27 protein-coding genes are annotated in these 24,467 nt (G+C 69.9%); 10 read left to right on the top strand and 17 right to left on the bottom strand.

Annotated elements, in window-relative coordinates:
- Positions 1-88: 88 nt before the first annotated feature.
- The gene (locus AC1HFH_RS04180) at positions 89-349 is read right to left on the bottom strand and encodes a glutaredoxin family protein (RefSeq protein ID WP_480246114.1); all 261 of its coding nucleotides are present in this window, start codon (positions 347-349) and stop codon (positions 89-91) included.
- Positions 350-452: 103 nt separating this feature from the next.
- Between AC1HFH_RS04180 and AC1HFH_RS04175 the strand changes: the two genes are divergently transcribed.
- A complete protein-coding gene (locus AC1HFH_RS04175) occupies positions 453-1,451 on the top strand; it encodes an HAD family hydrolase (RefSeq protein ID WP_480246113.1) in 999 nt (332 codons plus the stop codon).
- Between the two features lie 29 nt (positions 1,452-1,480).
- Here AC1HFH_RS04175 and AC1HFH_RS04170 read toward each other — a convergent pair whose 3' ends face one another.
- From AC1HFH_RS04170 to AC1HFH_RS04130, 9 genes are all read right to left on the bottom strand, one after another.
- A complete protein-coding gene (locus AC1HFH_RS04170; RefSeq protein ID WP_480246112.1) occupies positions 1,481-2,512 on the bottom strand; it encodes a lysophospholipid acyltransferase family protein in 1,032 nt (343 codons plus the stop codon).
- The gene (locus AC1HFH_RS04165; RefSeq protein ID WP_480246111.1) at positions 2,509-3,537 is read right to left on the bottom strand and encodes an NAD-dependent epimerase/dehydratase family protein; all 1,029 of its coding nucleotides are present in this window, start codon (positions 3,535-3,537) and stop codon (positions 2,509-2,511) included. The genes AC1HFH_RS04170 and AC1HFH_RS04165 overlap by 4 nt, the downstream gene beginning before the upstream one ends.
- Before the next feature lie 233 nt (positions 3,538-3,770).
- Positions 3,771-3,872 carry a 30S ribosomal protein bS22 gene (locus AC1HFH_RS04160; protein ID WP_003402602.1) on the bottom strand — a complete coding sequence of 34 codons (102 nt, stop codon included), beginning with the start codon at positions 3,870-3,872 and terminating at the stop codon, positions 3,771-3,773.
- A 239-nt stretch (positions 3,873-4,111) separates the two neighbouring features.
- Positions 4,112-4,333 (bottom strand): helix-turn-helix domain-containing protein, encoded by a 222-nt coding sequence (locus AC1HFH_RS04155; RefSeq protein WP_480246110.1) that lies wholly within the window; start codon positions 4,331-4,333, stop codon positions 4,112-4,114.
- Positions 4,334-4,493: 160 nt separating this feature from the next.
- Positions 4,494-5,312, bottom strand: coding sequence for a pyrroline-5-carboxylate reductase (proC, locus tag AC1HFH_RS04150; RefSeq protein WP_480246109.1), 819 nt, complete (start codon positions 5,310-5,312; stop codon positions 4,494-4,496).
- Positions 5,313-5,323: 11 nt separating this feature from the next.
- Positions 5,324-6,211 (bottom strand): thioesterase family protein, encoded by an 888-nt coding sequence (locus AC1HFH_RS04145; RefSeq protein ID WP_480246108.1) that lies wholly within the window; start codon positions 6,209-6,211, stop codon positions 5,324-5,326.
- 79 nt (positions 6,212-6,290) lie between these two features.
- Positions 6,291-7,160, bottom strand: coding sequence for a sugar phosphate isomerase/epimerase family protein (locus AC1HFH_RS04140; protein ID WP_480246107.1), 870 nt, complete (start codon positions 7,158-7,160; stop codon positions 6,291-6,293).
- A gap of 45 nt (positions 7,161-7,205) precedes the next feature.
- Positions 7,206-8,981: a hypothetical protein gene (locus tag AC1HFH_RS04135; RefSeq protein ID WP_480246106.1), complete on the bottom strand. Its 1,776-nt coding sequence runs from the start codon at positions 8,979-8,981 to the stop codon at positions 7,206-7,208.
- Positions 8,978-9,976 (bottom strand): Ppx/GppA family phosphatase, encoded by a 999-nt coding sequence (locus AC1HFH_RS04130; RefSeq protein ID WP_480246105.1) that lies wholly within the window; start codon positions 9,974-9,976, stop codon positions 8,978-8,980. Before AC1HFH_RS04130 ends, AC1HFH_RS04135 begins: the two co-directional genes overlap by 4 nt.
- Before the next feature lie 120 nt (positions 9,977-10,096).
- Between AC1HFH_RS04130 and AC1HFH_RS04125 the strand changes: the two genes are divergently transcribed.
- From AC1HFH_RS04125 to AC1HFH_RS04105, 5 genes are all read left to right on the top strand, one after another.
- Positions 10,097-10,897: a DUF3109 family protein gene (locus AC1HFH_RS04125; RefSeq protein WP_480247697.1), complete on the top strand. Its 801-nt coding sequence runs from the start codon at positions 10,097-10,099 to the stop codon at positions 10,895-10,897.
- Positions 10,898-10,930: 33 nt separating this feature from the next.
- Positions 10,931-11,518 carry a hypothetical protein gene (locus AC1HFH_RS04120; RefSeq protein ID WP_480246104.1) on the top strand — a complete coding sequence of 196 codons (588 nt, stop codon included), beginning with the start codon at positions 10,931-10,933 and terminating at the stop codon, positions 11,516-11,518.
- Positions 11,519-11,526: 8 nt separating this feature from the next.
- Positions 11,527-12,168 (top strand): Rpn family recombination-promoting nuclease/putative transposase, encoded by a 642-nt coding sequence (locus AC1HFH_RS04115; RefSeq protein ID WP_480246103.1) that lies wholly within the window; start codon positions 11,527-11,529, stop codon positions 12,166-12,168.
- Positions 12,169-12,504: 336 nt separating this feature from the next.
- Positions 12,505-13,749 (top strand): sensor histidine kinase, encoded by a 1,245-nt coding sequence (locus AC1HFH_RS04110; RefSeq protein ID WP_480246102.1) that lies wholly within the window; start codon positions 12,505-12,507, stop codon positions 13,747-13,749.
- Positions 13,746-14,435, top strand: a complete 690-nt coding sequence (locus AC1HFH_RS04105) for a response regulator (RefSeq protein ID WP_480246101.1) — start codon at positions 13,746-13,748, stop codon at positions 14,433-14,435. The genes AC1HFH_RS04110 and AC1HFH_RS04105 overlap by 4 nt, the downstream gene beginning before the upstream one ends.
- A gap of 58 nt (positions 14,436-14,493) precedes the next feature.
- Here the strand turns inward: AC1HFH_RS04105 and AC1HFH_RS04100 are convergent, their stop codons facing one another.
- From AC1HFH_RS04100 to AC1HFH_RS04080, 5 genes are all read right to left on the bottom strand, one after another.
- Entirely contained in the window at positions 14,494-15,231 is a 738-nt protein-coding gene (locus AC1HFH_RS04100) for a phosphoglyceromutase (protein WP_480246100.1), read from the bottom strand.
- Between the two features lie 100 nt (positions 15,232-15,331).
- Positions 15,332-16,246, bottom strand: a complete 915-nt coding sequence (locus AC1HFH_RS04095; RefSeq protein WP_480246099.1) for an ROK family protein — start codon at positions 16,244-16,246, stop codon at positions 15,332-15,334.
- A 6-nt stretch (positions 16,247-16,252) separates the two neighbouring features.
- Positions 16,253-16,750, bottom strand: coding sequence for a type III secretion system chaperone family protein (locus AC1HFH_RS04090; RefSeq protein WP_480247696.1), 498 nt, complete (start codon positions 16,748-16,750; stop codon positions 16,253-16,255).
- 5 nt (positions 16,751-16,755) lie between these two features.
- Positions 16,756-18,126, bottom strand: a complete 1,371-nt coding sequence (gene mshA, locus AC1HFH_RS04085) for a D-inositol-3-phosphate glycosyltransferase (protein WP_480247695.1) — start codon at positions 18,124-18,126, stop codon at positions 16,756-16,758.
- 75 nt (positions 18,127-18,201) lie between these two features.
- A complete protein-coding gene (locus AC1HFH_RS04080; protein WP_480246098.1) occupies positions 18,202-19,026 on the bottom strand; it encodes an alpha/beta fold hydrolase in 825 nt (274 codons plus the stop codon).
- Between the two features lie 37 nt (positions 19,027-19,063).
- On the opposite strand from AC1HFH_RS04080, the gene AC1HFH_RS04075 reads away from it, so the two are divergent.
- On the top strand, positions 19,064-19,798 hold the full coding sequence (locus tag AC1HFH_RS04075) for an SDR family NAD(P)-dependent oxidoreductase (protein ID WP_480246097.1): 735 nt from the start codon (positions 19,064-19,066) through the stop codon (positions 19,796-19,798).
- Between the two features lie 134 nt (positions 19,799-19,932).
- On the opposite strand, the gene AC1HFH_RS04070 is transcribed toward AC1HFH_RS04075, so the two are convergent.
- On the bottom strand, positions 19,933-20,328 hold the full coding sequence (locus AC1HFH_RS04070; protein ID WP_480246096.1) for an ArsR/SmtB family transcription factor: 396 nt from the start codon (positions 20,326-20,328) through the stop codon (positions 19,933-19,935).
- Between the two features lie 40 nt (positions 20,329-20,368).
- On the opposite strand from AC1HFH_RS04070, the gene AC1HFH_RS04065 reads away from it, so the two are divergent.
- Positions 20,369-21,754: an MFS transporter gene (locus tag AC1HFH_RS04065; protein ID WP_480246095.1), complete on the top strand. Its 1,386-nt coding sequence runs from the start codon at positions 20,369-20,371 to the stop codon at positions 21,752-21,754.
- 113 nt (positions 21,755-21,867) lie between these two features.
- Complete coding sequence (locus AC1HFH_RS04060; RefSeq protein WP_480246094.1) at positions 21,868-22,656, top strand: globin domain-containing protein; 789 nt, start codon at positions 21,868-21,870, stop codon at positions 22,654-22,656.
- Between the two features lie 12 nt (positions 22,657-22,668).
- Here AC1HFH_RS04060 and AC1HFH_RS04055 read toward each other — a convergent pair whose 3' ends face one another.
- A complete protein-coding gene (locus tag AC1HFH_RS04055) occupies positions 22,669-23,742 on the bottom strand; it encodes a UDP-N-acetylmuramate dehydrogenase (protein WP_480247694.1) in 1,074 nt (357 codons plus the stop codon).
- Between the two features lie 178 nt (positions 23,743-23,920).
- On the opposite strand from AC1HFH_RS04055, the gene AC1HFH_RS04050 reads away from it, so the two are divergent.
- Positions 23,921-24,412 carry a DUF2505 domain-containing protein gene (locus AC1HFH_RS04050; protein WP_480246093.1) on the top strand — a complete coding sequence of 164 codons (492 nt, stop codon included), beginning with the start codon at positions 23,921-23,923 and terminating at the stop codon, positions 24,410-24,412.
- Positions 24,413-24,467 lie beyond the last annotated feature (55 nt).

The raw sequence follows: 24,467 nt of genomic DNA, 5'->3' as shown, positions 1-24,467 counted from the left end.
TGTGCAGGCGTTCACAAAGTCGGTGAAATTGGCCTCATTTTCCGCTGCGACCAGCACTGCGACGGAATCGGACGATATTCACCACGACTCAGCCGCCCAGATCGGCCCGCAGCCGCGCCTCGTCGACATCGAAATAGCTGTGTTCCCGGCCGTCCAGCAGCACCACCGGCAACCGGTCGCCGTACTCGGCCCGCAGGCCGGGGTCGCCGGCTGCGGCTTCGTCGACATCCACGGTGCTCACCTCGAGACCGAAATCACCGCAGATCGTCAGTAATTGCTCATATGCGACGGTGCACATTCCGCAACCGGCACGCGTCAACAGGGTCACCGTATGTGTGTTATTCGTCATGACGGATATTCATTCTCCCGGGCGGACGCAGAGTGTCGGCGAATCCGGTTACTGTGGACATGGTTCGCGCGACTAGCGATGGGTCTAGCGGAGGGTACTACTGGTGCCGGAACGATCGAAGGGGACGAGGGCCGGGTTCGTCGCGGGGCGATTCGGCGAGCTGCCCGTGCGCTGGCAGTCCGGCCTGGCCCGGTTCCCGCGCAGCCCGTTCGGTCCGAGCGAAGAGGAACTGCGCGCCAACCTGGCCGGTGAGGCGAGCGCCGACGCCGCACTCACCCTGCACGATGCCGAACTGGCCGCCGGTGCCGCGGAGGCCGGACCGGAGGTGCCGCGCGACCTCACCGCCGCCGCCTTCTTCGATGTCGACAACACGATGGTGCAGGGCGCATCGATCGTGCATTTCGCCCGTGGCCTCGCGGCGCGCAAGTACTTCAAGACCTCCGACCTGGCCGATGTCGCCTGGAAGCAGGTGAAGTTCCGGGTCACCGGCAAGGAGAACTCCTCCGATATGGCCTCCGGTAAGGAGAAGGCCCTGTCCTTCATCGCCGGACGCCCCACCGCCGAACTGGCCGAACTGGGCGAGGAGATCTACGACGAGATCATCGCCGACAAGATCTGGCCGGGCACCCGGGCCCTGGCCCAGATGCATCTGGACGCCGGTCAGCAGGTGTGGCTGGTCACCGCGACGCCGGTGGAGCTGGCCCAGGTGATCGCCAAGCGGCTCGGTCTCACCGGTGCGCTGGGCACCGTCGCCGAAAGCGTGGACGGCCGATTCACCGGCCGGCTGGTCGGTGACATCCTGCATGGGCTGGGTAAGGCGCATGCCGTACGCACCCTCGCCGTCCGGGAGGGGCTCAACCTGAAACGCTGCACCGCCTACTCCGACAGCCACAACGACGTTCCGATGCTTTCGCTCGTCGGCACCGCGGTGGCGATCAACCCGGATTCCGACCTGCGCGAGGTCGCGAAGAACCGTGGTTGGGAGATCCGTGACTTCCGGACCGGCCGCAAGGCCGCCAAGATCGGTGTCCCGACCGCCCTGGCCCTGGGCGCCGCGGGCGGCGCGGTGGCCGCGGCGGTGACCCGCAAACACGAAGGCTGAGCCTGCCTACGAGAATCAACCCGCCCCGCTCAGCCCATCACGACGTTGCGGCGCTTGGTCAACAGCTTGTAGAGGGTGTGCTGGATGGTCTCGCGCACCTGGTCGGTGACGTCGAACATGGTCATCGGGTCGTCGGCGGCCTCCGGGTCGTAGCCGCTGGTCGGGATCGGGTCGCCGAATTCGATGTACCACTTCGAGGGCAGCGGGATCGCGCCGAGCGGACCCAGATGCGGGAACAGCGGCGTGACCGGGAAGTACGGCAGTCCGAGCAACCGAGCCAGCGGCTTGAGGTCGGCAACCTTGGGGTAGATCTCCTCGGAACCGACGATCGAGCAGGGGATGATCGGGACGCCGGTGCGGACGGCCGCCGCCACGAATCCGCCGCGACCGAACCGCTGCAGCTTGTAGCGGTCGGCGTAGTTCTTACCGACGCCCTTGAACCCCTCCGGGAACACCCCGGTCAGCTCGCCGGAGCGGAGCAGGCGCTCGGCGTCGGCACGGCAGGCCAAGGTGTGCCCGGCCTTACGGGCCAGCACCCCCAGCGCCGGCATCTCGAAGATCAGGTCGGCGGCCAGCAGCCGCAGCGCCCGGTGCGCCGGATGCCGGTCGTGAATCGCCAGCTGCAGCATCAAGCCGTCCAGCGGCACCGTGCCCGCGTGGTTCGACACCAGGAGCGCACCGCCCGTGGCCGGAATGTTGTCCAGTCCGGACACCTCGACCCGGAACCAGTAGTCGGACAGCGGACGCAGGGCGGGCAGGATCACCGATTCCAGCAGATGCGGATCGAAGCCGAAGTCGTCGACGCGGTAGTCGCCGGTGAGCCGGCGCCGGGCGAACTCCGCGGTGCGTTCGATCTGCCGGCCGAGCGCCGAACGCAGCACATCGGACAGCGCCCTCTCCGACGGCATCGGCGCCGCCCCCGGCCGCCGGGCATGCAGATCGGTCACCGGTGTGGCCGGCCGGGCGCCCGGTGCGGGTTCCGGCCAACGCCGGGGTGCGATTCGTTGCCGGGTCTCGACGTTCACATCGTCGAGACGGATGACTTTCGCTCCCTCGTTCATGAATGCGCTCCCGTACCGGCCCCGACGAGGCCGAGCAGTTTGTGTTCTGCGGCATCGATCCATGCCGGATCGAAGACGGGTCGCAACGCTGCGCCCGCGATGAAGTCGTCGAACGCCTGTACCGTTGTCCAGCGCGGCTCGAAACCCAGTTCGGTCCGCATCCGCGTGGTGTCCAGGCCACAGCCGAAATGGAAATAATCGGGTTGTTCACCGCTGAACTCCCGCATCACCGGTCCCATCAGCGTACGCCCGACGGACCGGAAAACCAGATGTGGAACGGGGACGACGATCCGTCCGGACCGGCGCACCGCCTGTGCCAGCGACAGCGCCCCGTCGCCGGCGATGTTGAACGTGCCGCCCGGGGCCTGCAGTGCGGCGGTGGTCAGCGCCGCGATCGCGTCCTCCTCGTGTAGCAGCTGCATCCGCGCGTCCCGGCCCAGCACCGTCGGCGTGACCGGGGAGCGCAGATACTGCACGCCGCGGTCGGCGAGGCGGGGACCGACCAGCGGCGCCAGCCGCAGGATCGCGGCGGACACATCGGGGCGCCGCCGGGCGGTGCCGCGGACCAGCGCCTCGATCTCGATCAGATCGCGCGCGAAGGCGCCGCCGGGCGGGCGCCGCGCACTCATCTCCTCGGTGAACTTGGCCGGATCCTTCGCACTGCAGCCGTAGACCGCGGTGGAGGAACGGACCACCACCCGGCGCACCGTCTCCGACTTCTGGCAGGCGGCGAGCAGTTGCATCGCCCCCAGTACGTTGAGGTCCTTCATCACCGCCCGGCCGCCGCCGGCCGGCGGCCGGGCGAGCACCGCGGCGTGCACGACGGTGTCGACCTCGTTGCCGTCGATCACCTTCCGGATCAGCGGGTTGCGGATATCGGCCCGGATGAACTCGGCGTTCCCGAGCCGCCGGCGCAGTTCCCGGCCGGGGGTCATGGTGTCCACGGCGAGCACCCGCTCGACGCCGGGCTCCCGGGCGAGACGAGCCGCGACATTCGCACCGAAGAAGCGGCAGGCACCCGTCACCAGCGCAACCTTCGGAGTGTGCCGCACTCGTGCCTCACCACCGATAGGACCGGACCCCACGCAAAGCCCCCTTTGTTGTGTGTTCCACCAAGAATATCCCGAGAACTGCCGGGCGCAGAACCGATCGCCGACAGACCGCAAAAGAAAACGGCCCGCCCCCCGTATCCGGGGTGACGGGCCGTCGCACACGCAACGCCGCGATGCTCAGTCGCTGCAGAATCGAGGCGTGCCGCTCACTTGCCGAGTTTGCGCCGCTGAACCCGTGTACGGCGAAGCAGCTTGCGGTGCTTCTTCTTCGACATGCGCTTGCGGCGCTTCTTGATCACAGAACCCATCGGGTTTCCTCGCGTTCTCTCTACTCGGCAGTGGCACACGCTTTCGCGTGCATCGTCATGCGGTCGCTGCCCGGCGCCACAGCGTGGCGGCCGACACCGGCAGGCGGACACGAACCGAAGGTTCATGTTACCGGGACGTCGATCATCCCGGACAGCCGGTGTCGACTGTCCGAATCCAGCAGCAACCGTTGTTTGCTCAGGCGGTGTCACACTTCGCTACCGCCTCCGGCCCACCAGGGTCAGCCGGCGTCGAAGTAGGACGTCTCCAGGTAGTCGTGCACCGCCTTGGCATGCACCCGGAACGACCGGCCGACGCGCACCGCGGGCAGTTCGCCCGAATGCACCAGCCGGTACACCGTCATCTTCGACACCCGCATCAGCTCGGCGACTTCGGCAACCGTCAGAAACTGGGTGCCACCGCCGATCATCGGTTGTCCCTGCGAACCTGTACTCGCAGACATTCTGTTCGAAGACATAGCACCATCGACCTCCGGCACGTCCGCGCCGCCGGCTTCCCCACCGGCGGAACAGACACGCACGTGCTCCTATCGAGCTTAGCGGGACCAGTGGGGTTACTGCGACGGGTGTGAGAAATCCCGTCTCCGACCGGCCGCCGGGCCGTTACTGATCGGATGCGCCCTGTTCCACCGAGCGTTGCCTGGCGGCATGCAGCGCCTCCATGAAGGCCGAACGCAGTCCGGCCCGTTCCAGCTCGCGCAGCGCCGCCGCGGTGGTACCGGCCGGCGAGGTGACCGCGGCCCGCAGGTCGACGGCGCTCTGCCCGGATTCGTCGAGCAGCGCCGACGACCCGATCATGGTCTGAACCACCAGCTGGGTCGACACGTCCCGGGTCAGGCCCATGCTGACACCGGCGTCGATCATCGCCTCGGCCACCAGGAAGAAATACGCCGGTCCGGAACCGGAAACCGCGGTCACCGCATCCATCTGCGCCTCGGTCACCGTGGTCACCCGGCCGACCCCGGCCAGCAGGTCGGCGACCAGCTCGAGCTGGTCGTCGGTGGCGTACCGGCCCGGGGTGATCACGCTCATCCCCTGACCGACCAGCATCGGGGTGTTCGGCATCACCCGGACGACCGCGGATCCGGCGGGCAGTTTCGTCTCCAGCCGGCCCGTCGACACTCCCGCGGCCAGTGACACCACCACCTGATCGCGCTCCTCGGCCTGTTCCGCCTTGCCGAGTTCGGTGAGCACCGCATCGACATCGCCGGGTTTCACCGCGACGACCACCACATCGACACCGGCGATCCCGGTGCCGATATCGCCGGTCACCCGGATACCGAACCGCTCGGCGAGATGTTCGGCGCGCTCCGGCACCGTTTCGACGACCGTCAGATCCCGGCGCTCCCGGCCTGCTTCCAGCAGACCGGCGAGCAATGCCTCACCGATCCGGCCACCACCGATCACCGCAATTCTCGTCATGGAAGAAAAGGCTATCCTGCCGGGATCAGCGCCAGCTGCCTGCTCTGCGCGACCACCGCGCCGGTGCTGTCCAGTACCAGCTGGTCCTCGTCGAACATCCGCTCCCCCACGGTCCGCGAGGAGGCGATGATCCGCAGCCAGCCCGGCGCCGGGATGCGGCGCAGATAGGTGGTCATCTGCACGGTCGGGGCCCATCCGAACTTGCCCAGGTTGATCGGTACCGGCGGGCTCATATCGGCCGCCATCATGGCGAAGTACATCCGGGTGCGCGGATCGACTTCGTCCCCGTCGAACGGACGCATCCACATCCGCAGCGCCGGATCGGCGGTCTGCCCGCGCAGGAAGGCCGCATTCGTCGCGTCGAGGAACACCCGGGCGCCCTGCCCGACGTGTACGACGCTGCCCATCGGTGAGTCCGCGCCGTAGCCGACCGCGTCGGCGGCCGGCTCGACCGGCAGGTCGGGCCCCGGCTCGGCCCACCGGGGCCCAGCGTCCTCCGGGCGGCCGAAGGTGAAGGCGGTACGTACCAGCACGCGGTCACCCTGGATCAGTTCGGCGTCGGCCAGGCAGATCTGCCGGCCCTGTTTGCGCACCCGGACCGCGTACTCCACCTCGCCCGGGTCGGGTGCGCCGAGGAAGTCGGAGCTCGCGGCGATCGGGGCCATATCCGCGGTCGCCGGCGCGAGCTCGGCCAGCCACGCGGTGGCCGCCGCCGCACTGGCCGCGACCATCGTGCCACCGTGCACCTTCGAACCGATGGTCCAGATCGGATCGATCACGCCGGCGTAGCGGCCGGTGGTGGCGTCGGTGGTGGTCAGCTCGGTCATCGCGCACACGCGGCCGAACGGGGCGTCCACCGCGGCGTCCGGAGCCGCAGCGACGGAAAGCTCCTGGGTCATGTCACTCCTGCTCGTCCGCTGAAGAAGGTTTCGTACAGCGTACAAGCCGGGCGCGCGGGCCGTCTCGGACGTGTGATCGTTACGACAGATCGGCCGGCGACGACTGCGGCTGCGGTCGCGGCGGCACCCCGTTCAGATGGGTACGGGCGAACTCGAGGGTCCGCGCCAGCATCGTCGCCCGGGCACCGGTGGTCCGGGCGGTCTGGGTATTGATCTCGGCCACCACATGGCCGCTGAATCCGGTCCGCACCAGCTGCTCGCACAGCTGCACGCACGGCTGGCTGCCGGTGCCGGGAATCAGATGTTCGTCGTGCGCGGCGCCCCGGCCGTCGGCCAGGTGCAGATGCACCAGGCCCGCACCCATCCGCTCGGCCAGCTCCAGCGGATCGGCCCCGGCGGTGGCGGTATGCGAGAGGTCGAGCGTGTAGTGGGCGAAGCCGGTATCGGTCGGATCGTAGGACGGGCTGAATGCGCTCACCGCCAGGCCGGGGCCACCGCGCCGTTCCAGCCGCCGCACATCCCGATCCCGCCGGCCGAACAACGTGTCCGCCCGCATCGGAAACATGTTCTCCACCGCGATCCGCACCCGGCTGTTCGCCTCCAGCTCCGCAACCTGGCCGGCGAAGCCGTCGGCATAGCGGCGCTGCCACCGGAACGGCGGATGCACCACGACCGTGTCGGCGCCCAATATCTCGGCCGCGCGCACGCTGCGGGCCAATTTCGCCACCGGATCGGCGCCCCACACCCGCTGCGAGATCAGCAGGCAGGGCGCATGCACGGCCAGCACCGGCAGGTCGTACTGCCGGACCAGCTCACCCACCGCATCCATGTCCTGGCTGAGCGGCTCGGCCCAGACCATCAGCTCGATACCGTCGTAGCCCAGCTCGGCGGCATACCGGAACGCCGCCTCGGCATTCTCGGGATACACCGACGCCGTCGACAACCCCACACATATGTCCGTGCGTCCGATGTTCCCCACTGCCACTCCCTGAACTCAGCCGGTACTGAGTAGAAAGGCTAGCGGTCCCAGCGTCACGAAGACGCCCACCGCCACCGCGATCGCGGTACTGAACATGTCGTCGGTCCGACGCAGCACCCGGACAAGGGCGACCAGGCCCAGGATCACCGCCATCGACAGGAACAGCGCCACCAGTTGCAGCGTCTCCCAGAGCTTTTCGAACCCCTTGAACAGCAACATACCGGCGACCGCGGCGGCGACCGCCTGCCCGGCGAGCATCAGCCACTGCGCCCGGTTCGAATCGCCGCCGATCGCCTCGGTCAGGCGAGCCAATCGGCCCCCGGCACCGGATTCGGCCGGCTCGGCCCCGGACCGGTCCCGGCCCCGGCGGGCACCCGACCGGCTACCGGAGAGCTTCGCCGCCGCCCGGCGCCCCGCCGTCCGGGTGGCGGCCCGGCCCCGGTGCAATGTGCCCCCGGCCCGGCCGGCGAACCCACGGCGCGACCGGCGGACCGGATCGGTATCCATATCCGCGTAGCCGACCGGATCATCGGCGTATCCGTCCGGTCGATCGCCGTCGTAATCGTCGTAGTCGTCGACCGGATAGTCACCGGAGTCGTACTCCGGATAGTCCGGATACTCCGCATCACCGGATTGCGGGTCACCGTAGCCGGGCTGGAACTCCGGTTGCCCCGACGGCCGGGCGAGCAGCTCCGTGTCCTGCCCCGGCCCCGGCATCGGGCGGTACACCTCGGTCCGCGCATCGGTGTTGCCATGGGCTTCGGCCACCGGCGGCAGCGGACCGGATTCCGGCCCGGGCGGCGGATAAGCCGGGCCCGGCGGCGGGAAGGGCGGCGCGACAGGTTCCGGCGGCGGTGGCCACGCAGGGGTGGCGAATCCGCCCGCCGGTGGCCCGGCATCGGCCGGCGGCCGGCGGCGGCGCGCGGACCACGCGGGCAGGCCGCCACCACCGGCCCCCCGGCGTTCCAGTGGTGGACGGGGATCGGCGGGCGCCGGATCGGCCGCCGGTGCGCCGAACGCGGGTGCTGCCCAGGCCGCCGGTGCCGCGGCATCGGCCGCGCGGGCGGCCTCGGCCCGGGCCTGCTCGGCGATCCGGAATGCTTCGGCGGTACGCGCTTCCTCGGCGGCGCGGGCGTCCTCGGCGACCTGCGCCGCCCGGGCTTCCTCCGCCGCCCGAGCTTCTTCGGCGGCCTCGGCGGCGCGCCGCCGGGCGGCCCGGCCGCTGGGCATCGCATTCGACGCGTCCGGTTCCGGGACCGCCGGCTGCGGGGGCGCGTCCTCGACCGGATCGGGTTTACGTCGCCGGCCGCCCCGGCCGGTGCCCGACCCGAGCAGCCCGGCAAGCACCGGATCGACCGGCTGCGGTCCGGTTGCCTCGCCGGGCGCGCCGAGCCGGCCGGACCGGCGCCGCCGCGAGCGGGAGCCCGAATCCGCGGCCGGATCCAAGCCGAGCGATTCGGCGCTGCGTGCCTCGGCCCGGTACGGACCGAACGGATCACCGGGGACCCCCGCCGCCGGCTCGGCATGCGGGTCGAACCGGGTGATCGGGCCCGACATCGGCGACTGGTCGGGCTCGGCCGGGCCCGGCGGCGGATAGGCCGCCGGCTCGGCCGGCGCTTCCGGCGCCGCGTGCGAATGACCGGGGCTCGGGACGGCCGGGATATCGCCCGTCAGGTCGGCCACCGAGACGCCGCGGCCACCGCGGCGCCGCCGGCCACTCGACGAACCGCCTTCCCGGCCGTTGCGGGCGAGCAGTTCGGCGACCGAGAGCTGTTTGGCGTCCTCACTCATGACGACACCGTTCTCCGTCCGTTCGCCGATACCCCGGGCGGCGCCTCGGCCGGCACCAGCCGTTCACCGTTGGCTTCGATATCGAGTTTGCGCAGGATCAGCCCCTCTCGCAGCGCCCATGGGCAGATCTCGATGCTGTCCAGCGACAGTGCACGCATGCTCGCCTCCGCAACCAGGGCACCGGCCACCAACTGCTGGGACCGATCCGAACTGACGCCTTCCAATTCTGCCCGGTCCGAGGCGGTCATCCGGGAGATGAACGCGATCAGCTGCCGCAGCCCGGACGCGGTCAGCGTCCGGCGCACCCGGGGGCCCGCCCCCGAGGGCGCGGCACCGGTCAGCCGGGCCAGGGACCGGAACGTCTTCGAGGTACCGACCGCGAGATCCGGTTTACCGGCCTCGCGTAGCTGTTTCGCCGGGGGCGCGAGTTCGGCCTCCAGCCAGTCCCGCAGCACCGCCACCCGGCGCTTCCCCGGTGGGTCGTCGTGCAGCCACTCGCGGGTCAGCCGGCCCGCCCCCAGCTGCAGCGACAGTGCCACATCGGGCTCCTCGTCGCCGCCGTTGGAGATCTCCAGCGATCCGCCGCCGATGTCGAGGTTCAGGATCCGGCCCGCGCTCCAGCCGTACCAGCGGCGCACCGCGAGAAAGGTCAGCCGCGCCTCGTCTACGCCGGTCAGCACCCGTAACTCCACCCCGGTCTCGGCGAGCACCCGGGTGAGTACCTCCTCGGAGTTGGTCGCCTCCCGCACCGCCGAGGTGGCGAACGGCATCAGCTCCTCGCAGCCCGACTTGGTGGCCAGATCGGCGAACTCGGCGACGGTGCCGATCAGCCGCTCGGCGCCGACTTCGGTGATCCGCCCGTCGGCATCCATGTTCTCGGACAGGCGGAGGGTGGCCTTGGTGGAGCTCATCGGCAGCGGGTGCCCACCACGATGCGCGTCCACCACCAGGAGATGAACGGTATTGCTTCCGACGTCGAGAACACCTAGCCGCACATGAATACGGTACTGGGTGCCCGGTCGCTGCAGAGCGGGAGAGGCGAACTGTTAACGTTTCGGGGTGTGACCGCAAGTGCAGGCGCGACTCCACAGACCGGGCCCCGACCTGGGAAGAAGCTGGATCCGAGCCCCGAGGTCGACCTGGATTTCCCACGCGAGTGGATCGAGTTCACCGATCCGGCAAACGACGAGCATCAGATCGTCGCCGATCTGACCTGGCTGCTTTCCCGCTGGACCTGCGTCTTCGGGACGCCCGCTTGTCAGGGCATCCTCGCCGACCGGCCCGACGACGGCTGTTGCTCGCACGGTGCGTTCCTCTCCGATTCCGACGACCGCAAGCGCCTCAACAAGGCGGTGAAGCTGCTCACACCCGAGGACTGGCAGCTGATGGACGAGGCCTCCGAGCAGGGCAAGGTCGTCAAACGCGGCTATCTCGAGGTCGACGAACTCGAGGACGAGCCGGCCCTGCGCACCCGACGCTACGACGGGGCGTGCATCTTCCTGAACCGGCCGGGCTTTCCGGGCGGCGCCGGCTGCGCGCTGCATCTGATGGCGATGCGCCGCGGGATCGAGCCACTGGAAGTGAAGCCGGACGTGTGCTGGCAGCTGCCCATCCGGCGCACCCAGGAATGGGTGGAGCGGCCGGACGGCGTGGAGATCCTGCGCACCGTGATCACCGAATACGACCGGCGCGGCTGGGGGCCGGGCGGCCTCGATCTGGACTGGTACTGCTCCGGGTCCCCCGACGCGCACACCGGCAGTAAGCCGGTATGGCAATCCTATGGCCCGGAGCTCTCCGAATTACTCGGCGCACCGGCATACGAGGAGCTGGCCCGGCACTGCCGGCGCCGGGAAGGCCTCGGGATCGTCGCGGTCCACCCCGCCACGGTCCACGCCCAGCGCAATGCCGGTGACTGAACCCTTCCGTCACCGAATGTCCAGGGGGACACCGTGCGCCGTCGCAGTATCCGTATCGGCACGTTCTCGATCGCCGTACTCGCCGTTGCGCTGACCGGCCTCGGCTTGTCCGGGTGCACCGACACCGACACTGCGGCTCCCGTCGCCGAGGCCGCACCTGCGCGCACCACGACGCCGCCCGCCGCATCCGAGCCGGTCACCACGGCCCGCATCGGCGTCGAGCCGGACGCGGCGGAGCCCACGCCGCCGACCGTGCCGTCCGTGGCGCCGGCCGCCCCGATCGCCGCATCCGGCGCCACGGACTGCACCGTCGCGGCCGAGATCGACACCGAGCTCAGTACGGTGCACGTCCGTCTGCTCGAGCAGTTCGACCGGCGCGACGACACCGACCCCGCCGAACTGTCCGGCCGCATCGCCGACGACTACGCCGCCGCCGAACAGATCATCCGCACCGGCGCCGAGCGCATGTCCGAAGGCGCCGTTCGCACCACCGCACTCGATCTCGCCGATCAGTACCGGACCGCGGCGGACCGACTGCGCGAGACCGGCACCCCGGACCTCGACCCCGCCGTCGGCGAAGACCTCGCGGTGCGCACCGAAGCCTTCTACCGAGCCTGCTGAGACCGGCCGTGGCCGACGACAAGCCGAACAATGCGCACGACCCGTATTTCCGTGGGGTGCTGTCGATCAGGGAGAACGTGGTCGGCGAGATCCGGTCGGAACTGCCCGACTCGTTCACCAGCCGGGTCGACTGGGACTCGCTGGAACTGGTGTCCGGAAGCCTGGTCTCCGCCGAACTCCGGTCTCGATTCACCGATGTGCTGTACCGAACACGGGTGGACGGTCGTGAGGCGTTCATCTTCGTGCTCGTCGAGCACCAGAGCTGCAACGACCCGCTGATGGCATTCCGGCTACTCGAGTACGTGGTGCTGATCTGGAGCCGCTACCTCGGCGACAACAAGCAATCCCGGACCCTGCCGGCAGTGGTTCCGCTGGTCGTGCACGCCGGAACCGACGGGCGGCGGTGGCGGTCCGCCATGGATCTGGCGGACCTCATCGATCTGGACGCCCCGGCCCGAGATGCGCTGGGTACCCTGGTCCCCCGTGCCCACCGGCACCGAAGAGACCGTCCTGGCAGCGGACGGCGACCGTCGGCGGACCTGGGCCGAACGCATCTTCACCGCCACCGACCTCGACGAATTCTTCGCCGCCTGAGTGGGTGGCCCCGGCAGACCGCGGATCGCGTGGTTTCGTTCGTCGTCGACCACTGACGGAGTACAGCGTGCCGCGGGCTCATGGACGCCGCTGGGGCTCGCCGAGACGGCCGGGGGCGAGCCTGCCGTTCCACTGCGCTACCTTGCGCCGGTCGCTGCCGCGGGGATGCTCACCGCGGCAGCATGACCGGTGGCCGACGGCCGGTGCGAGGGGCGGGCAACGGTCCCGGCCAGGGACGACACGCCGGACCGGATCGGGTGTTGCGGAGTCGGGGGTGAGGGAAGCAACACCTGGGTGAACGGGCGGCCAACGTCACGCCAAAGCACGATGACCTGCGTGAAACTTCACCCACCCGGCGTTTGTGCATCCGTTCGTCCTCGTACGATTCAAGTGTGAGTGTTCCGCAGGCCGTGCTGATGGCAGTCCTCGCGGCTGTCGTGGGTCTGGCGGTCGGCGGGCTGCTCATTCCCTACGTGAACGCCCGCCAGGCGGCCCGCCGCCAGGACGAGAGCGGGCTGACGATGTCGCAGGTACTGGACCTGATCGTGCTCGCCTCGGAGAGCGGTATCGCCGTGGTCGACGAGTACCGGGACGTGGTGCTGGTGAACCCGCGGGCCGAGGAACTCGGCTTGGTGCGCAACCGGCTGCTCGACGAGCGGGCCTGGGCGGCGGTGGAGAAGGCGCTGGCCTCCGGTGAGTCCACCGAGTTCGACCTCACCGCCAAGAACCCGGTGCCCGGCCGCAGCCGGATCGCGGTGCGCGGCGTGGCCCGGCGGCTGTCCCGCGAAGAGACCAGCTTCATCGTGCTGTTCGCCGACGACGACTCCGAACAGGCCAGGATGGAGGCGACGCGCCGCGATTTCGTCGCCAACGTCAGCCACGAGCTCAAGACCCCGGTCGGCGCGATGAGCCTGCTCGCCGAGGCGATGCTGGAATCGGCGGACGACCCCGATGCGGTCCGGCACTTCGGCGGGCGGGTGATGGCCGAATCCCGCCGGCTCGGCAAGATGGTGACCGAACTGATCGCGCTGTCCCGGCTGCAGGGCGCGGAGAAGCTCCCGGACCTGGCCGTCGTCGACGTCGATTCGGTGGTGCAGCAGGCCGTGGAACGGTCCCGCACCGCCGCCGAGGCCGCCGGGATCACGGTGAGCACCGATCGGCCCAGCGGCCTGGAGATCCTCGGCGACGAGACCCTGCTGGTGACCGCACTGTCCAATCTGGTCGAGAACGCGATCGCCTATTCGCCGAGCGGTTCGCACGTCTCGGTGAGCCGATCGCTGCGCGGTGAGCATGTGGCCATGGCGGTCACCGACCGCGGGATCGGCATCGCCAAGGAGGACCAGGAGCGGGTGTTCGAGCGGTTCTTCCGCTCCGACAAGGCGCGGTCCCGGTCCACCGGCGGCACCGGGCTGGGCCTGGCCATCGTGAAACACGTGGCGGCCAACCACAACGGGGAGATCACCCTGTGGAGCAAGCTGGGTACGGGGTCCACGTTCACCCTGCGTATCCCGGCCCACCTCGAATCCGGTCCGGAGGACACCGCGTCGACCGGCACCGGCAGCGAGACCATCAAGGAAACCATCGCCCCGCGCATCACCGCCGAGGGCAGAACGAACGGTGTGGAGGCACGCAGATGACGAGTGTGTTGATCGTCGAAGATGAGGAGTCGCTGGCCGATCCGCTCGCGTTCCTGCTGCGCAAGGAAGGCTTCGAGGTCACGGTGGTCGGTGACGGGCCGTCCGCACTCGCCGAGTTCGACCGATCCGGCGCCGATATCGTGCTGCTGGATCTGATGTTGCCGGGCATGAGCGGAACCGATGTCTGCAAGCAGCTGCGCACCCGCAGCGGCGTACCGGTGATCATGGTGACCGCCCGGGACAGCGAGATCGACAAGGTCGTCGGCCTGGAGCTGGGCGCCGACGACTACGTCACCAAGCCCTATTCGGCGCGCGAACTGATCGCCCGCATCCGGGCGGTACTGCGGCGCGGCGCCGGGGACGAGATGGATACCGGCGCGGAGAACGGCGTGCTCGAGGCCGGTCCGGTGCGGATGGACGTCGACCGGCACACGGTGCACGTCAACGGCGACCAGGTGACGCTGCCGCTGAAGGAGTTCGACCTGCTGGAGTACCTGCTGCGCAACTCCGGCCGGGTGCTGACCCGCGGCCAGCTGATCGACCGGGTCTGGGGCGCCGACTACGTCGGCGACACCAAGACCCTGGACGTGCACGTCAAGCGGCTGCGGTCGAAGATCGAATCGGATCCGGCGAAGCCGGAACACCTGGTCACCGTCCGCGGCCTGGGATACAAGCTGGAGGCGTGATCCAGAAAAGGGGACGGGGTCCCGGCCGCGGCCGGGACCCCGTCCCCTTTCGTATCGGCTACTTGCCGCCCTGGCTCGCCACCGCGGCGGCACCGGCAGCGGCGGCCTCCGGGTCGAGGTATTCGGACGGCCGGACCGGGCGCAGGTTCTCGTCGAGCTCGTAGCGCAGCGGGATACCGGTGGGGATGTTCAGGCCGGTGATATCGGCGTCGGAGATCTGGTCGAGATGCTTGACCAGCGCCCGCAGCGAGTTGCCGTGCGCGGCGACCAGGACCGTCTTACCGGCGACCAGATCCTTGGAGATGGTGTTCTCCCAGTACGGGACCATCCGCTCGACGACGTCCTTCAGGCATTCGGTCTTGGGGACCTCGATGCCCGCATAGCGCGGATCGCCTTCCTGGGTGTACTCGTTGTCACCGGCGATCGGCGGCGGCGGGGTGTCGTAGCTGCGCCGCCACTGCATGAACTGGTCCTGCCCGTACTGCTCGCGGACCTGCTCCTTGTTCTTGCCCTGCAGGTCACCGTAGTGACGCTCGTTGAGCCGCCAGTCGCGCACGACCGGGATCCAGTGCCGGTCCGCAGCGTCGAGCGCGTTGTTGGCGGTGCTGATCGCGCGGCGCAGCAGCGAGGTGTAGACGATATCGGGGGCGATATCGTGCTCCTTCAGCAGTTCACCGGCGCGCTTGCCCTCGGCGATGCCCTTATCGGTCAGATGCACGTCCACCCAGCCGGTGAACAGGTTCAGGGCATTCCATTCGCTCTCGCCGTGGCGCAGCAGCACGAGGGTGTACGTCATGCGCTTATTCTGGCACGAACGTACGGCGCCGCACCTCGGGGGATCCGCCGATCAGGCCCACTCGGCAACCGTGCGACTACGCCACGGCGGGCCGGTTGGTTCAGTTGGAAAACGCACCACGCGTACCGCTATCCGGCCCGGCGGCGAGGATTGCGGCCCCGGTCAAGGTCGCACCGGCAGCCAACCGCGACGGCGCCACCTCGAGTGCGTCGATGAAGCGCAGCCGGGCATGCCGGGAGACCGCCGCACGCAGTGGTCTCCACAGCGGTTCGCCCGACCCGGCGAAGCCCCCGCCGATCACCACCCGGTCGATATCGAGCAGGGCGGCGGCCGAGGCCACCGCGGCGCCGAGGGCGGTTCCGGCGCGGTGCAGGGCCGCGGTGGCGATCGGGTCGCCACGCTGGGCATCGGCGGCGAGCTCGGCGCCGGTCTGCCCGCGCCAGCCCTGGAGCCGGGCCCAGCGGGCGGCGGACATGCCGCTCGCGACCGCCTCCACACAACCGGAGCCACCACAGCCACACGGGGTGTCGTCGCCGGGGACGACGATATGGCCGATATGCCCGGCGTTCCCGGTCCGGCCGAACAGCACCCGGCCACCGGAGACGATACCGCCCCCGATACCGGAGGACACCGTCATGGCCAGCCCGTCGGCGACGCCGCGCAGTCCACCGATACGGTGTTCGGCCAGGGCCAGGCAGGCGCCGTCGATTGCGAGCCGGACCGCCGCGCCGCCGAACAGTTCGGCCACCCGATCGGCGATCGGAAAGCCATCCCGCCATTCCGGCATGTTGAGCGGACCGATCGTCCCGGCGGCGATATCGACCGGTCCCGCCGCGCCGATGCCGACCGCGGTGACCTGCTCCCCCGCCGCCACCTGCCGGAGCAGGTCGCGGCAGGCCGGCCACACCTGTTCGGCAGGCACCGGCACCTGCCGTATTCCTGCCACGGCGCCGTCGGCTCCGGCGATTCCGGCGGCCAGTTTGGTGGCCCCGATATCCAGGGCCAGCACCACCATCGCCGATCAGCTCCGGTCGGATTCGGCCTCGATGAGATGCTCGAACGCGCGCAGGTTCTTCAAGGATTCGCCGCGGTCCACCCGCCACTTCCATTCCTTGCGGATGGATTCGGCGAAGCCGAGTTCCAGCAGCACGTTGAAGTCGTTGTCGACGGCCTCCAGGATCTGCCCGAACACCCGGTCCAGCTCGTCGGGGGTCACGGATTCGGCAGCGAACCGGCCGACGAGGTAGATGTCGCCGACGTTGTCGAGGGTGTAGGCCACCGCGTAGAGACGGCGGTTGCGCCGCAGCAGGTACTTGTAGACGCCCTCGAAGTTCTCGTCCGGTTTGCGGCAGACGAACGATTCGATCCGCATCCCGTGCTTGCCGAGGGTGAGCATCACGGTCGTCTTCAGCTTGCGCTCACCCGGCAGCACCACCACAAAGGTGTTCGCACCGTGCCGCGTGTACTCGATCTCCCGGTCGCGCAGGGTGTCGTCGATCACCTGCGCGGTCTGCTGCACCTCGTTCACTTGCGTACTCCCGTCCGGCGCCGGAACAGCGCCCGCGATCTGGCCTGGCCTCCGTCGCCGTAGCTGCCGGCGCGCCGTTCGGCGCGCAGACCCGCGGTGGCGGCACCGTAGCTGTCCAGCAACCGCTCGGCGGTGTGCGCCCAGGAGAAGGCACCCGCATGCGCCACCGCATGCTGCCGCATCTCGCGCAGCCGGACCGGATCGTCCAGCAACTGCCCGAGCGCGTCCGCCCAGTCCGGGGTGCGATGCCCGGGCACCAGCAGCCCGGTGCGCCGATGCTGCACCGCCGTGCCGAGCCCGCCGACATCGGCGGCCACCACCGGGGTCCCGCTGGCCTGGGCTTCCAGGGCAACCAGGCCGAAGGATTCGTTGTAGCTGGGCACCGCCACCAGATCCGCCGCCCGATACACCTGCACCAGCCGTTGCGGCGACTGCGGCGGCAGGAAGGTCACCCGGTCGCTGATCCCGAGTTCGGCGGCCTGCTCGATGAGCGCATCGGGCCGGGCCAGGCCCGTGCCGGAGGGACCGCCGACGATCAGGACCCGCAGCGCCCGGTTCGGGTCGCGCCGCACCAGCTCGGCGGCCGCGCGCACCAGCACATCCGGTGCCTTCAACGGCTGGATCCGGCCGACGAAGGCGACCACCTGTTCATCGGCGCGCACGCCGAGTTCCCGCCGGGCGGCCGGCCGGTCTCCGGGCCGGTACCGGGTGAGATCGGCGCCGGGCGGTGCGATATCGATCCGTGCCGGTTGCGCCCCGTACAGCTCGACCAGCTGGGTGGCCTCGTCCTCGGTGTTGGCGACCAGCCGGTCGGCCTCGGCGATCACCTGTTTCTCTCCGATCACCCGGGTCTCCGGTTCCGGGGTGTCGCCGTCCGCGAGCGCCGCGTTCTTCACCGCCGCCAGGGTGTGCGCGGTGTGCACCAGCGGGACCCGCCACCGGTCCCGGGCCAGCCAGCCCACCTGGCCGGACAGCCAGTAGTGCGAGTGGATCAGGTCGTAGTGTCCGGGCAGGCGTCGGGCCTCCTGCCGCAGCACCTCCGCGGTGAACGGGCACAGCTGCGTCGGCAGGTCCTGTTTGTCCAGGCCCTCGAACGGCCCGGCCACCACATGCCGGACCAGCACACCCGGTGCGGCTTCCTGGATCGGCGGCTGCTCCGACGAGGTGGCCCGGGTGAAGATCTCCACCTCGGTGCCCCGTTTGGCCAGCTCCAGCGCGGTCTGCAGGACGTAGACGTTCATACCGCCCGCATCCCCGGTACCCGGCTGCGCCAGCGGTGAGGTGTGCACCGACAACACCGCTATCCGACGAGGCCGAGATTCCGAGCTACCCCGCGACTCCGAGCTACGCTGACTCACACCTTCTATAGTGCACGGCCGATATCCGCCGACGACGCTGCCACCGGGCGCAGTGACAGTAGTCACAGCCCCGGGTGTGGCGGCTCACCCGAGTCGGCCGAGGAACCCGTCCACTTCGGCGAGGAACCGTTCCCGGTCCTCGATGAACAACCCGTGCTGGGCGCCTTCCCAGAAGGAGCTGCGCGAGTCCGGGACGTTGTCGGCGATGTATCGGCCGTTGGCGACCGGGACCACCGGATCGTCGGTGCCGTGCAGGACGAGCACCGGGACATCCAGCGAACGCAGTGTCTCGGTGTTGTCCACCGTCCGGTAGAAGAGCGCCTTCCGAACGGCCGGCGGCGTGGCCAGACTCGCCCCGAACAGCCGCTGGGCATCGACACCCTTGTCCGGCCCGGGACCGGTATTGGCATTGCCGAACACCGCGAAGGCACGTACGGCCCGGCCGGCGCTCTCCTCGAACACCCCCGGAATCGCCTTCTGCATGGCGGTGCCCTGTTCGGCGCCGGGCACATCCCGGCCGATATGGGCCAGCGAACCGCAGTAGATCAGACCTGCGATCGCCGAGGTACCGAAGGCCGCGACATAGTCGGTCTGCACGATGCCGCCGTAGGACCAGCCGAGCAGCACCGCCCCGGATTCGATGCGCTCGGCGGCCAGCACGGCGGCGACATCGGCGGCCCAGTTCTTCGGGTCGTCGTAGCCGGTTTCCGGCACATCGGAGTATCCGTGGCCGCGCAGATCCACCGCGACGACCCGATACCGCTCGGCCAGCTCCTCGGCCGCGGCACCCCAGCAGCGCAGGTCCTCGGCCCACCCGTGCAAGAGGACGAGTGGACGACCCGACTCCGGGCCGGTCACCCGGTAGACGATCCTGGTTCCGTCGGCGCTGACAGCATCACGAATGGCCATGGGATCAGGCTAGCCACCCGGCCGTAGGATCGCCCCTATGAGCACTCGCACTGCCGTCGTCACCGGAGCCAGCTCGGGCATCGGCGAAGCCACCGCCCGCGAACTCGCGAAGCAGGGCTACCACGTCTACGTGGGCGCGCGCCGCTTCGACCGGATCCAGCGGCTCGCCGACGAGATCGGCGGTACGGCGCTGGCGCTCGACGTCACTTCCGAGGAGTCGGTGCGGGCGTTCACCGATGCGATCGAACGGGTGGACGTGCTGGTCAACAATGCCGGCGGCGCCAAGGGCCTGGCTCCGGTCGCGGAGGCCGATCTGGACGACTGGCGGTGGATGTGGGAAACGAACGTCCTGGGCACCCTGCGGATCACCAAGGCGCTGCTGCCGAAGCTCATCGCGTCCGGCGACGGCCTGATCGTCACGGTCACCTCGATCGCCGCGTTCTACGCCTACGACAACGGATCCGGCTACACCTCGGCCAAACATGCCCAGGCGGTACTGCACCGCACCCTGCGCGGTGAACTGCTCGGCAAGCCGGTTCGGCTCACCGAGATCGCCCCCGGAGCGGTGGAGACCGAGTTCTCGCTGGTGCGTTTCGACGGCGACGAAGAGCGGGCCGCGGCGGTCTACGCGGGGATGGAACCGCTCTACGCGCAGGACATCGCCGAGGTGGTCGGCTTCGTGGCGAGCCGGCCGCCGCACGTCGACCTCGACACCATCGTCGTCAAGCCGCGGGATCAGGCCGAACCGACCCGGGTCGCCCGGCGGTCCTGAGTACCCGCCCGGCCGGCGGGACGCGTGGCCGGACCGGTCGACGGCGGGCGGGCAGCGCCGCTCCCACTGCCCGCAGCCGGCCCGGACGGGGCCGGTCATCGTCCCGGACGATCCGCACAGCCGGGCCTCGCCGATCAGCCGGATTCCCCCGGCAGCCGATGACTGATCGAACGGACCGCGGGGTCGGGGCGATGGTGCGGTGGCACCCCCGGGCCCGCGTGTTCGGCATTGTGCACGGCATCGGTGACCAGCTGGCGAATGTGCTCGTTCTCCAGGCGGTAGTGGATGGTGGTGCCGTCCCGGCGGGTCCGGACCAGACGCGCCATCCGTAGCTTGGCCAAGTGCTGAGAGACCGAGGCGGCGGGCTTGTTCAGCCGGTGTGCGAGTTCGTTCACCGACCACTCCCCACCGGTCAGCGCCCAGAGGATCTGCACCCGCGTCGGGTCGGCGAGCATCCGGAAGACCTCGACCACCAGCGCGATCTGGTCGTCGGGAACAACCGGCCGCACTTCCCGGTTATCTGCATTCATACTAAGATATTAGTCTACGCAGACCGGGAAGGCCGTGCCGATGCTCACCTCGCCGCTGTCCACCTCACTGTTCGCCCACCGCGATTACCGGCTGCTGTTCACCGCGCAGGTCACCGCACTGTTCGGCACCGGCCTCACCACCGTCGCCCTGGGGCTGCTCGCTTACGAGCTGGCGGGCGGTGACGCCGCCCTGGTGCTGGGCACCGCGCTGACCCTCAAAATGGTCGCGTACGTGACCGTGGCACCGATCGCCGGCGCCTACGCCGGCCGGCTGCCGCGCCGGCAGTTCCTGATGGCGCTCAACGCCATCCGCGGCGGGATCGTACTGGCACTCCCCTTCGTCGACCAGATCTGGCAGATCTACGTCCTGATCACCCTCCTGCAGACCGCCTCGGCCGCCTTCACCCCGACCTATCAGGCGGTGCTGCCGGACATCCTGACCAAGGAACGCGACTACACCCGCGCCCTGTCGGCGGCACAGCTAGCGGCCACGATGGAGACCCTGCTCAGCCCGATGCTGGCGGCGCTCGCGCTCGGCCTGATCAGCTTCCACTGGCTGTTCGTCGGTACCGGTATCGGCTTCGCCGTGTCCGCCGGCCTGGTACTGGCCACCCGGATCCCGAATGCCGTCGCTGCCGAGGGCGCCGTCACCGAACGCCTCGTCGCCGGACTGCGCCTGTTCGCCGCAACGCCGCGGCTGCGCGGCCTGCTCGGCCTGAATCTGGTGGTCGCCGCCGCCGGGTCGGTGATCATGGTCAATACCGTCAACTACGTCCGCGATGTGCTGGACGGCAGCCAGTCCGGCGTCGCCCTGCTGCTGGCGGCCAACGGGTTCGGCACCATGCTCGCCGTCCTGGCCCTGCCCCGGATTCTGGACCGGCGCAGCGAACGTCAGGTCATGGTGACCGGCGCCGGGATCCTGGTCACCGGCCTGATTGCCGCGGTCGTGCTGTCCACCACCGCCGCCGGCGCCACGCCCGGTAGCTGGGCGGCCGCACTCACGGTATGGGCCCTGATCGGCGCGGGCACCGGCATCGTCCTGACCCCTACCGGCCGGGTACTGCGCCGGTCCGCCCGGGACGCGGACCGCCCGGCCCTGTTCGCCGCCCAGTTCTCGCTGTCCCATGTCGCCTGGCTGATCACCTACCCACTCACCGGGTGGCTGGCCACCACGGCAGGATTCACCAGCACCTGGCTTGCCCTCGCCACGCTCGCCGGACTCGGCGGCGCCGCCGCACTGCTCCTCTGGCCGCGCCACGATCCAGCCGAGATCACCCACATCCACGAGGCCGGCGCCGTCGACCCGGCGATCCTCACCGATGCCGTCGAGGTGAGCCCCGGGCGTTACCAGCACACCCACGTATTCGTCATCGACCGCAACCACCGGCGGTGGCCGACCCGGTCTTCCGCCGTACTCGCCGGTTGAACCCGGTATCACCCCTGCGTGCCGGTGCCGTTGCGAAATTACGCTGCGGCACCGGCCGGTTCGGGGCACACTGGCAGATGATTACACTGTTACAACTGTAAAGGGGCTCGGTAATGACAACGGTCGAGTACATCCGCTATCGGATCGCTCCGGATCGGCGGGACGCGTTCGAGGACGCCTATCGCCGGGCCGCCGAGTCGCTGGCCGCGGCTCCGGAATGCGTCGACTACGAGCTGACGCAGTGTGAGGAGGAACCGGACCGGTACATCCTGCGGATCCGCTGGACCTCGACCGAGGACCATCTGCAGGGCTTTCGCACCGGACCGCAGTTCCCGCCGTTCCTGGCCGAGATCCGGCCGTACATCGAGGCGATCGAGGAGATGCAGCACTACCGCAGCACCGATATCGGCGGAAGCGGTGGCGCACCCTCCGGCGGCGCCGAGCCGCCCAGCCTGTACGAGTGGGCAGGCGGCGAACCGGCCCTGGCCAGGCTGACCGAGGTGTTCTACGGACAGGTCCGGGTCGATCCGATCCTGGCACCGGTATTCGCCGAGATGGACGACAAGCATCCGCATCATGTGGCGCAGTGGCTGGGTGAGGTGTTCGGCGGCCCCGCCGAGTACTCCCGGCACCGTGGCGGTCATCCGCAGATGGCGCGCAAACATCTCGGCCGCGGCATCACCGAGCAGCAGCGACGCCGCTGGGTCGAACTACTGCAGGACGCCGCCGACGAGGTGGGACTGCCGAGCGATCCGGAATTCCGGGCGGTGTTCACCTACTACATCGAATGGGGCACCCGAATGGCACTGATCTATTCGGGCGAGAACCCACCGCCGATCGACGCCGCCGACGTGCCGGTCTGGCAGTGGGGGCAGACGCCGCCCTGGCAGCCGGCCGGATAATCCGCGGCCCGGTCACCACCGCACGCCGACGCTCACCGGCTCCGGTTCCAGCAGTACCCCGAATCGGTCCCGGACCCCGTCCCGGACCGTCGCCGCCAGGGCCGCCAGGTCCGCGGCGGTTGCCGCGCCCCGGTTGGTCAACGCCAGCGTGTGCTTGGTGGACAACCGCGCCGGGGCGTCGGCGCCCGGGAACCCCTTCGGGAACCCGGCGCGTTCGATCAGCCAGCCCGCGGAGAGTTTCGTGCCGTCCGGCGCCGGATAGGTCGGCACCGGCACATCACCGACGTGTGCGGCGATCGCGGCCAGCACTTCCGGGACCCGCTCGGCCGCGACCACCGGGTTGGTGAAGAAGGATCCGGCGCTCCAGGTGTCGTGATCGGCGGCGTCGAGGACCATGCCCTTACCGGCCCGCAGGCGCAGCACCGCCTCGCGCACCTGCGCGGCCGGCCGAGTATCCCCCTCGGCGGCGCCCAGCGCGCGGGCGAGTTCGCCGTACCGCAGCGGCGCGCTCACCCCACTCGGATCCAGCGCGAACTCGACCGCCAGCACCACGGCGGCGTCACTGTGCTTGAGTACGCTGGTGCGGTAACCGAAGCCGAGTGCCTCCGGCCCCACCCACTCGACCCGGCCGGACGCCCGGTCGTACAGTCGTACCCGGCGCAGCAGGCCGGCGATCTCCACCCCGTAGGCGCCGACATTCTGCACCGGTGTCGCACCCGCCGACCCCGGAATCCCGGACAGGCATTCCAGACCGCCCAGCCCGGCGGCGACCGTGGCCGCTACCACGGCATCCCAGTTCGCACCGGCATCGGCCAGCACGGTATCGGCACCGATCTCGACCCCGTCGGTGACTATTCGCACCACTACACCGTCGAACCCGGCATCGCCGATCAACAGGTTCGATCCCCCGGCCAGCAACAGCACCGGTACACCGGCACCGTCCAGCGCCCGCACCGTCTCGACCAAGGTCTCCGTGTCGGTGCACTCGGCAACCGGGGCCGGGCCACCGACCCGCAGCGTGGTCAGCTCGGCCAGCGGCACCGCGGCCCGGACCGTCGCGCCGGTCCCTGCCAGCAACTCGCACAGCCGATCGGTGGAAACCACCCGTGAAGTTCGCACGCCTGCACACGCTACCGGTACCCGGCCACCGCCTCCGGCCCACCGGGATCAGGCGGTGCCCGATGCACCTGACCCCCGAGTGCCTCCGTGGTCACACTCCGCTGCCGCCTCCGGCCCACCGGGATCAGGCGGTAGCGTATGCCCCATGGCTACACCTCTGGCGTTCACGGCACGCTACGCCCATTCCGCCGATGCCGTGCGCGCGGCGATCGCCGACGAGCAGTACTGGAAGGCGCGCATCGCCGAAGTGGGCGGCCCCGGCGCCCGCATCGATTCGTTCGCCTCCGACGGCACCGAGGTCACGGTGCAGGTCGTGCAGGCGATCCCCGCCGATCAGCTTCCTCCGCAGGTCACCGCGGTCCGGCCGGGCGACCTGGTGATCCCCCGCACTGAGACCTTCTCCGGCAGCTCGGGGTCGTTCGAAGCCCGCGTCGAGGGTGCGCCCGCGACGGTTCGCGGCACCGTCACGCTGACCGCGGACGGCGACACCAGTGTCGGCACCGTGGACGGTTCGATCGAGGTGAAGATCCCCCTGTTCGGGGCCAAGATCGAGGCCGTGGTGGCCGAACATCTGCTGGAGCTGCTGGCCCGCGAGGCCGAGTTCACCGACCGCTGGCTCAGCGACCGCGCCTCCTGATCCGGGGCGATCGGGCCGCCCGGTTTGCCCCGTCCCGGGGAGTTCCTTCCGGGCG

The organism is Nocardia sp. KT25-26 (assembly GCF_056627695.1).
This window is presented reverse-complemented; position numbering and strand designations above follow the sequence as displayed.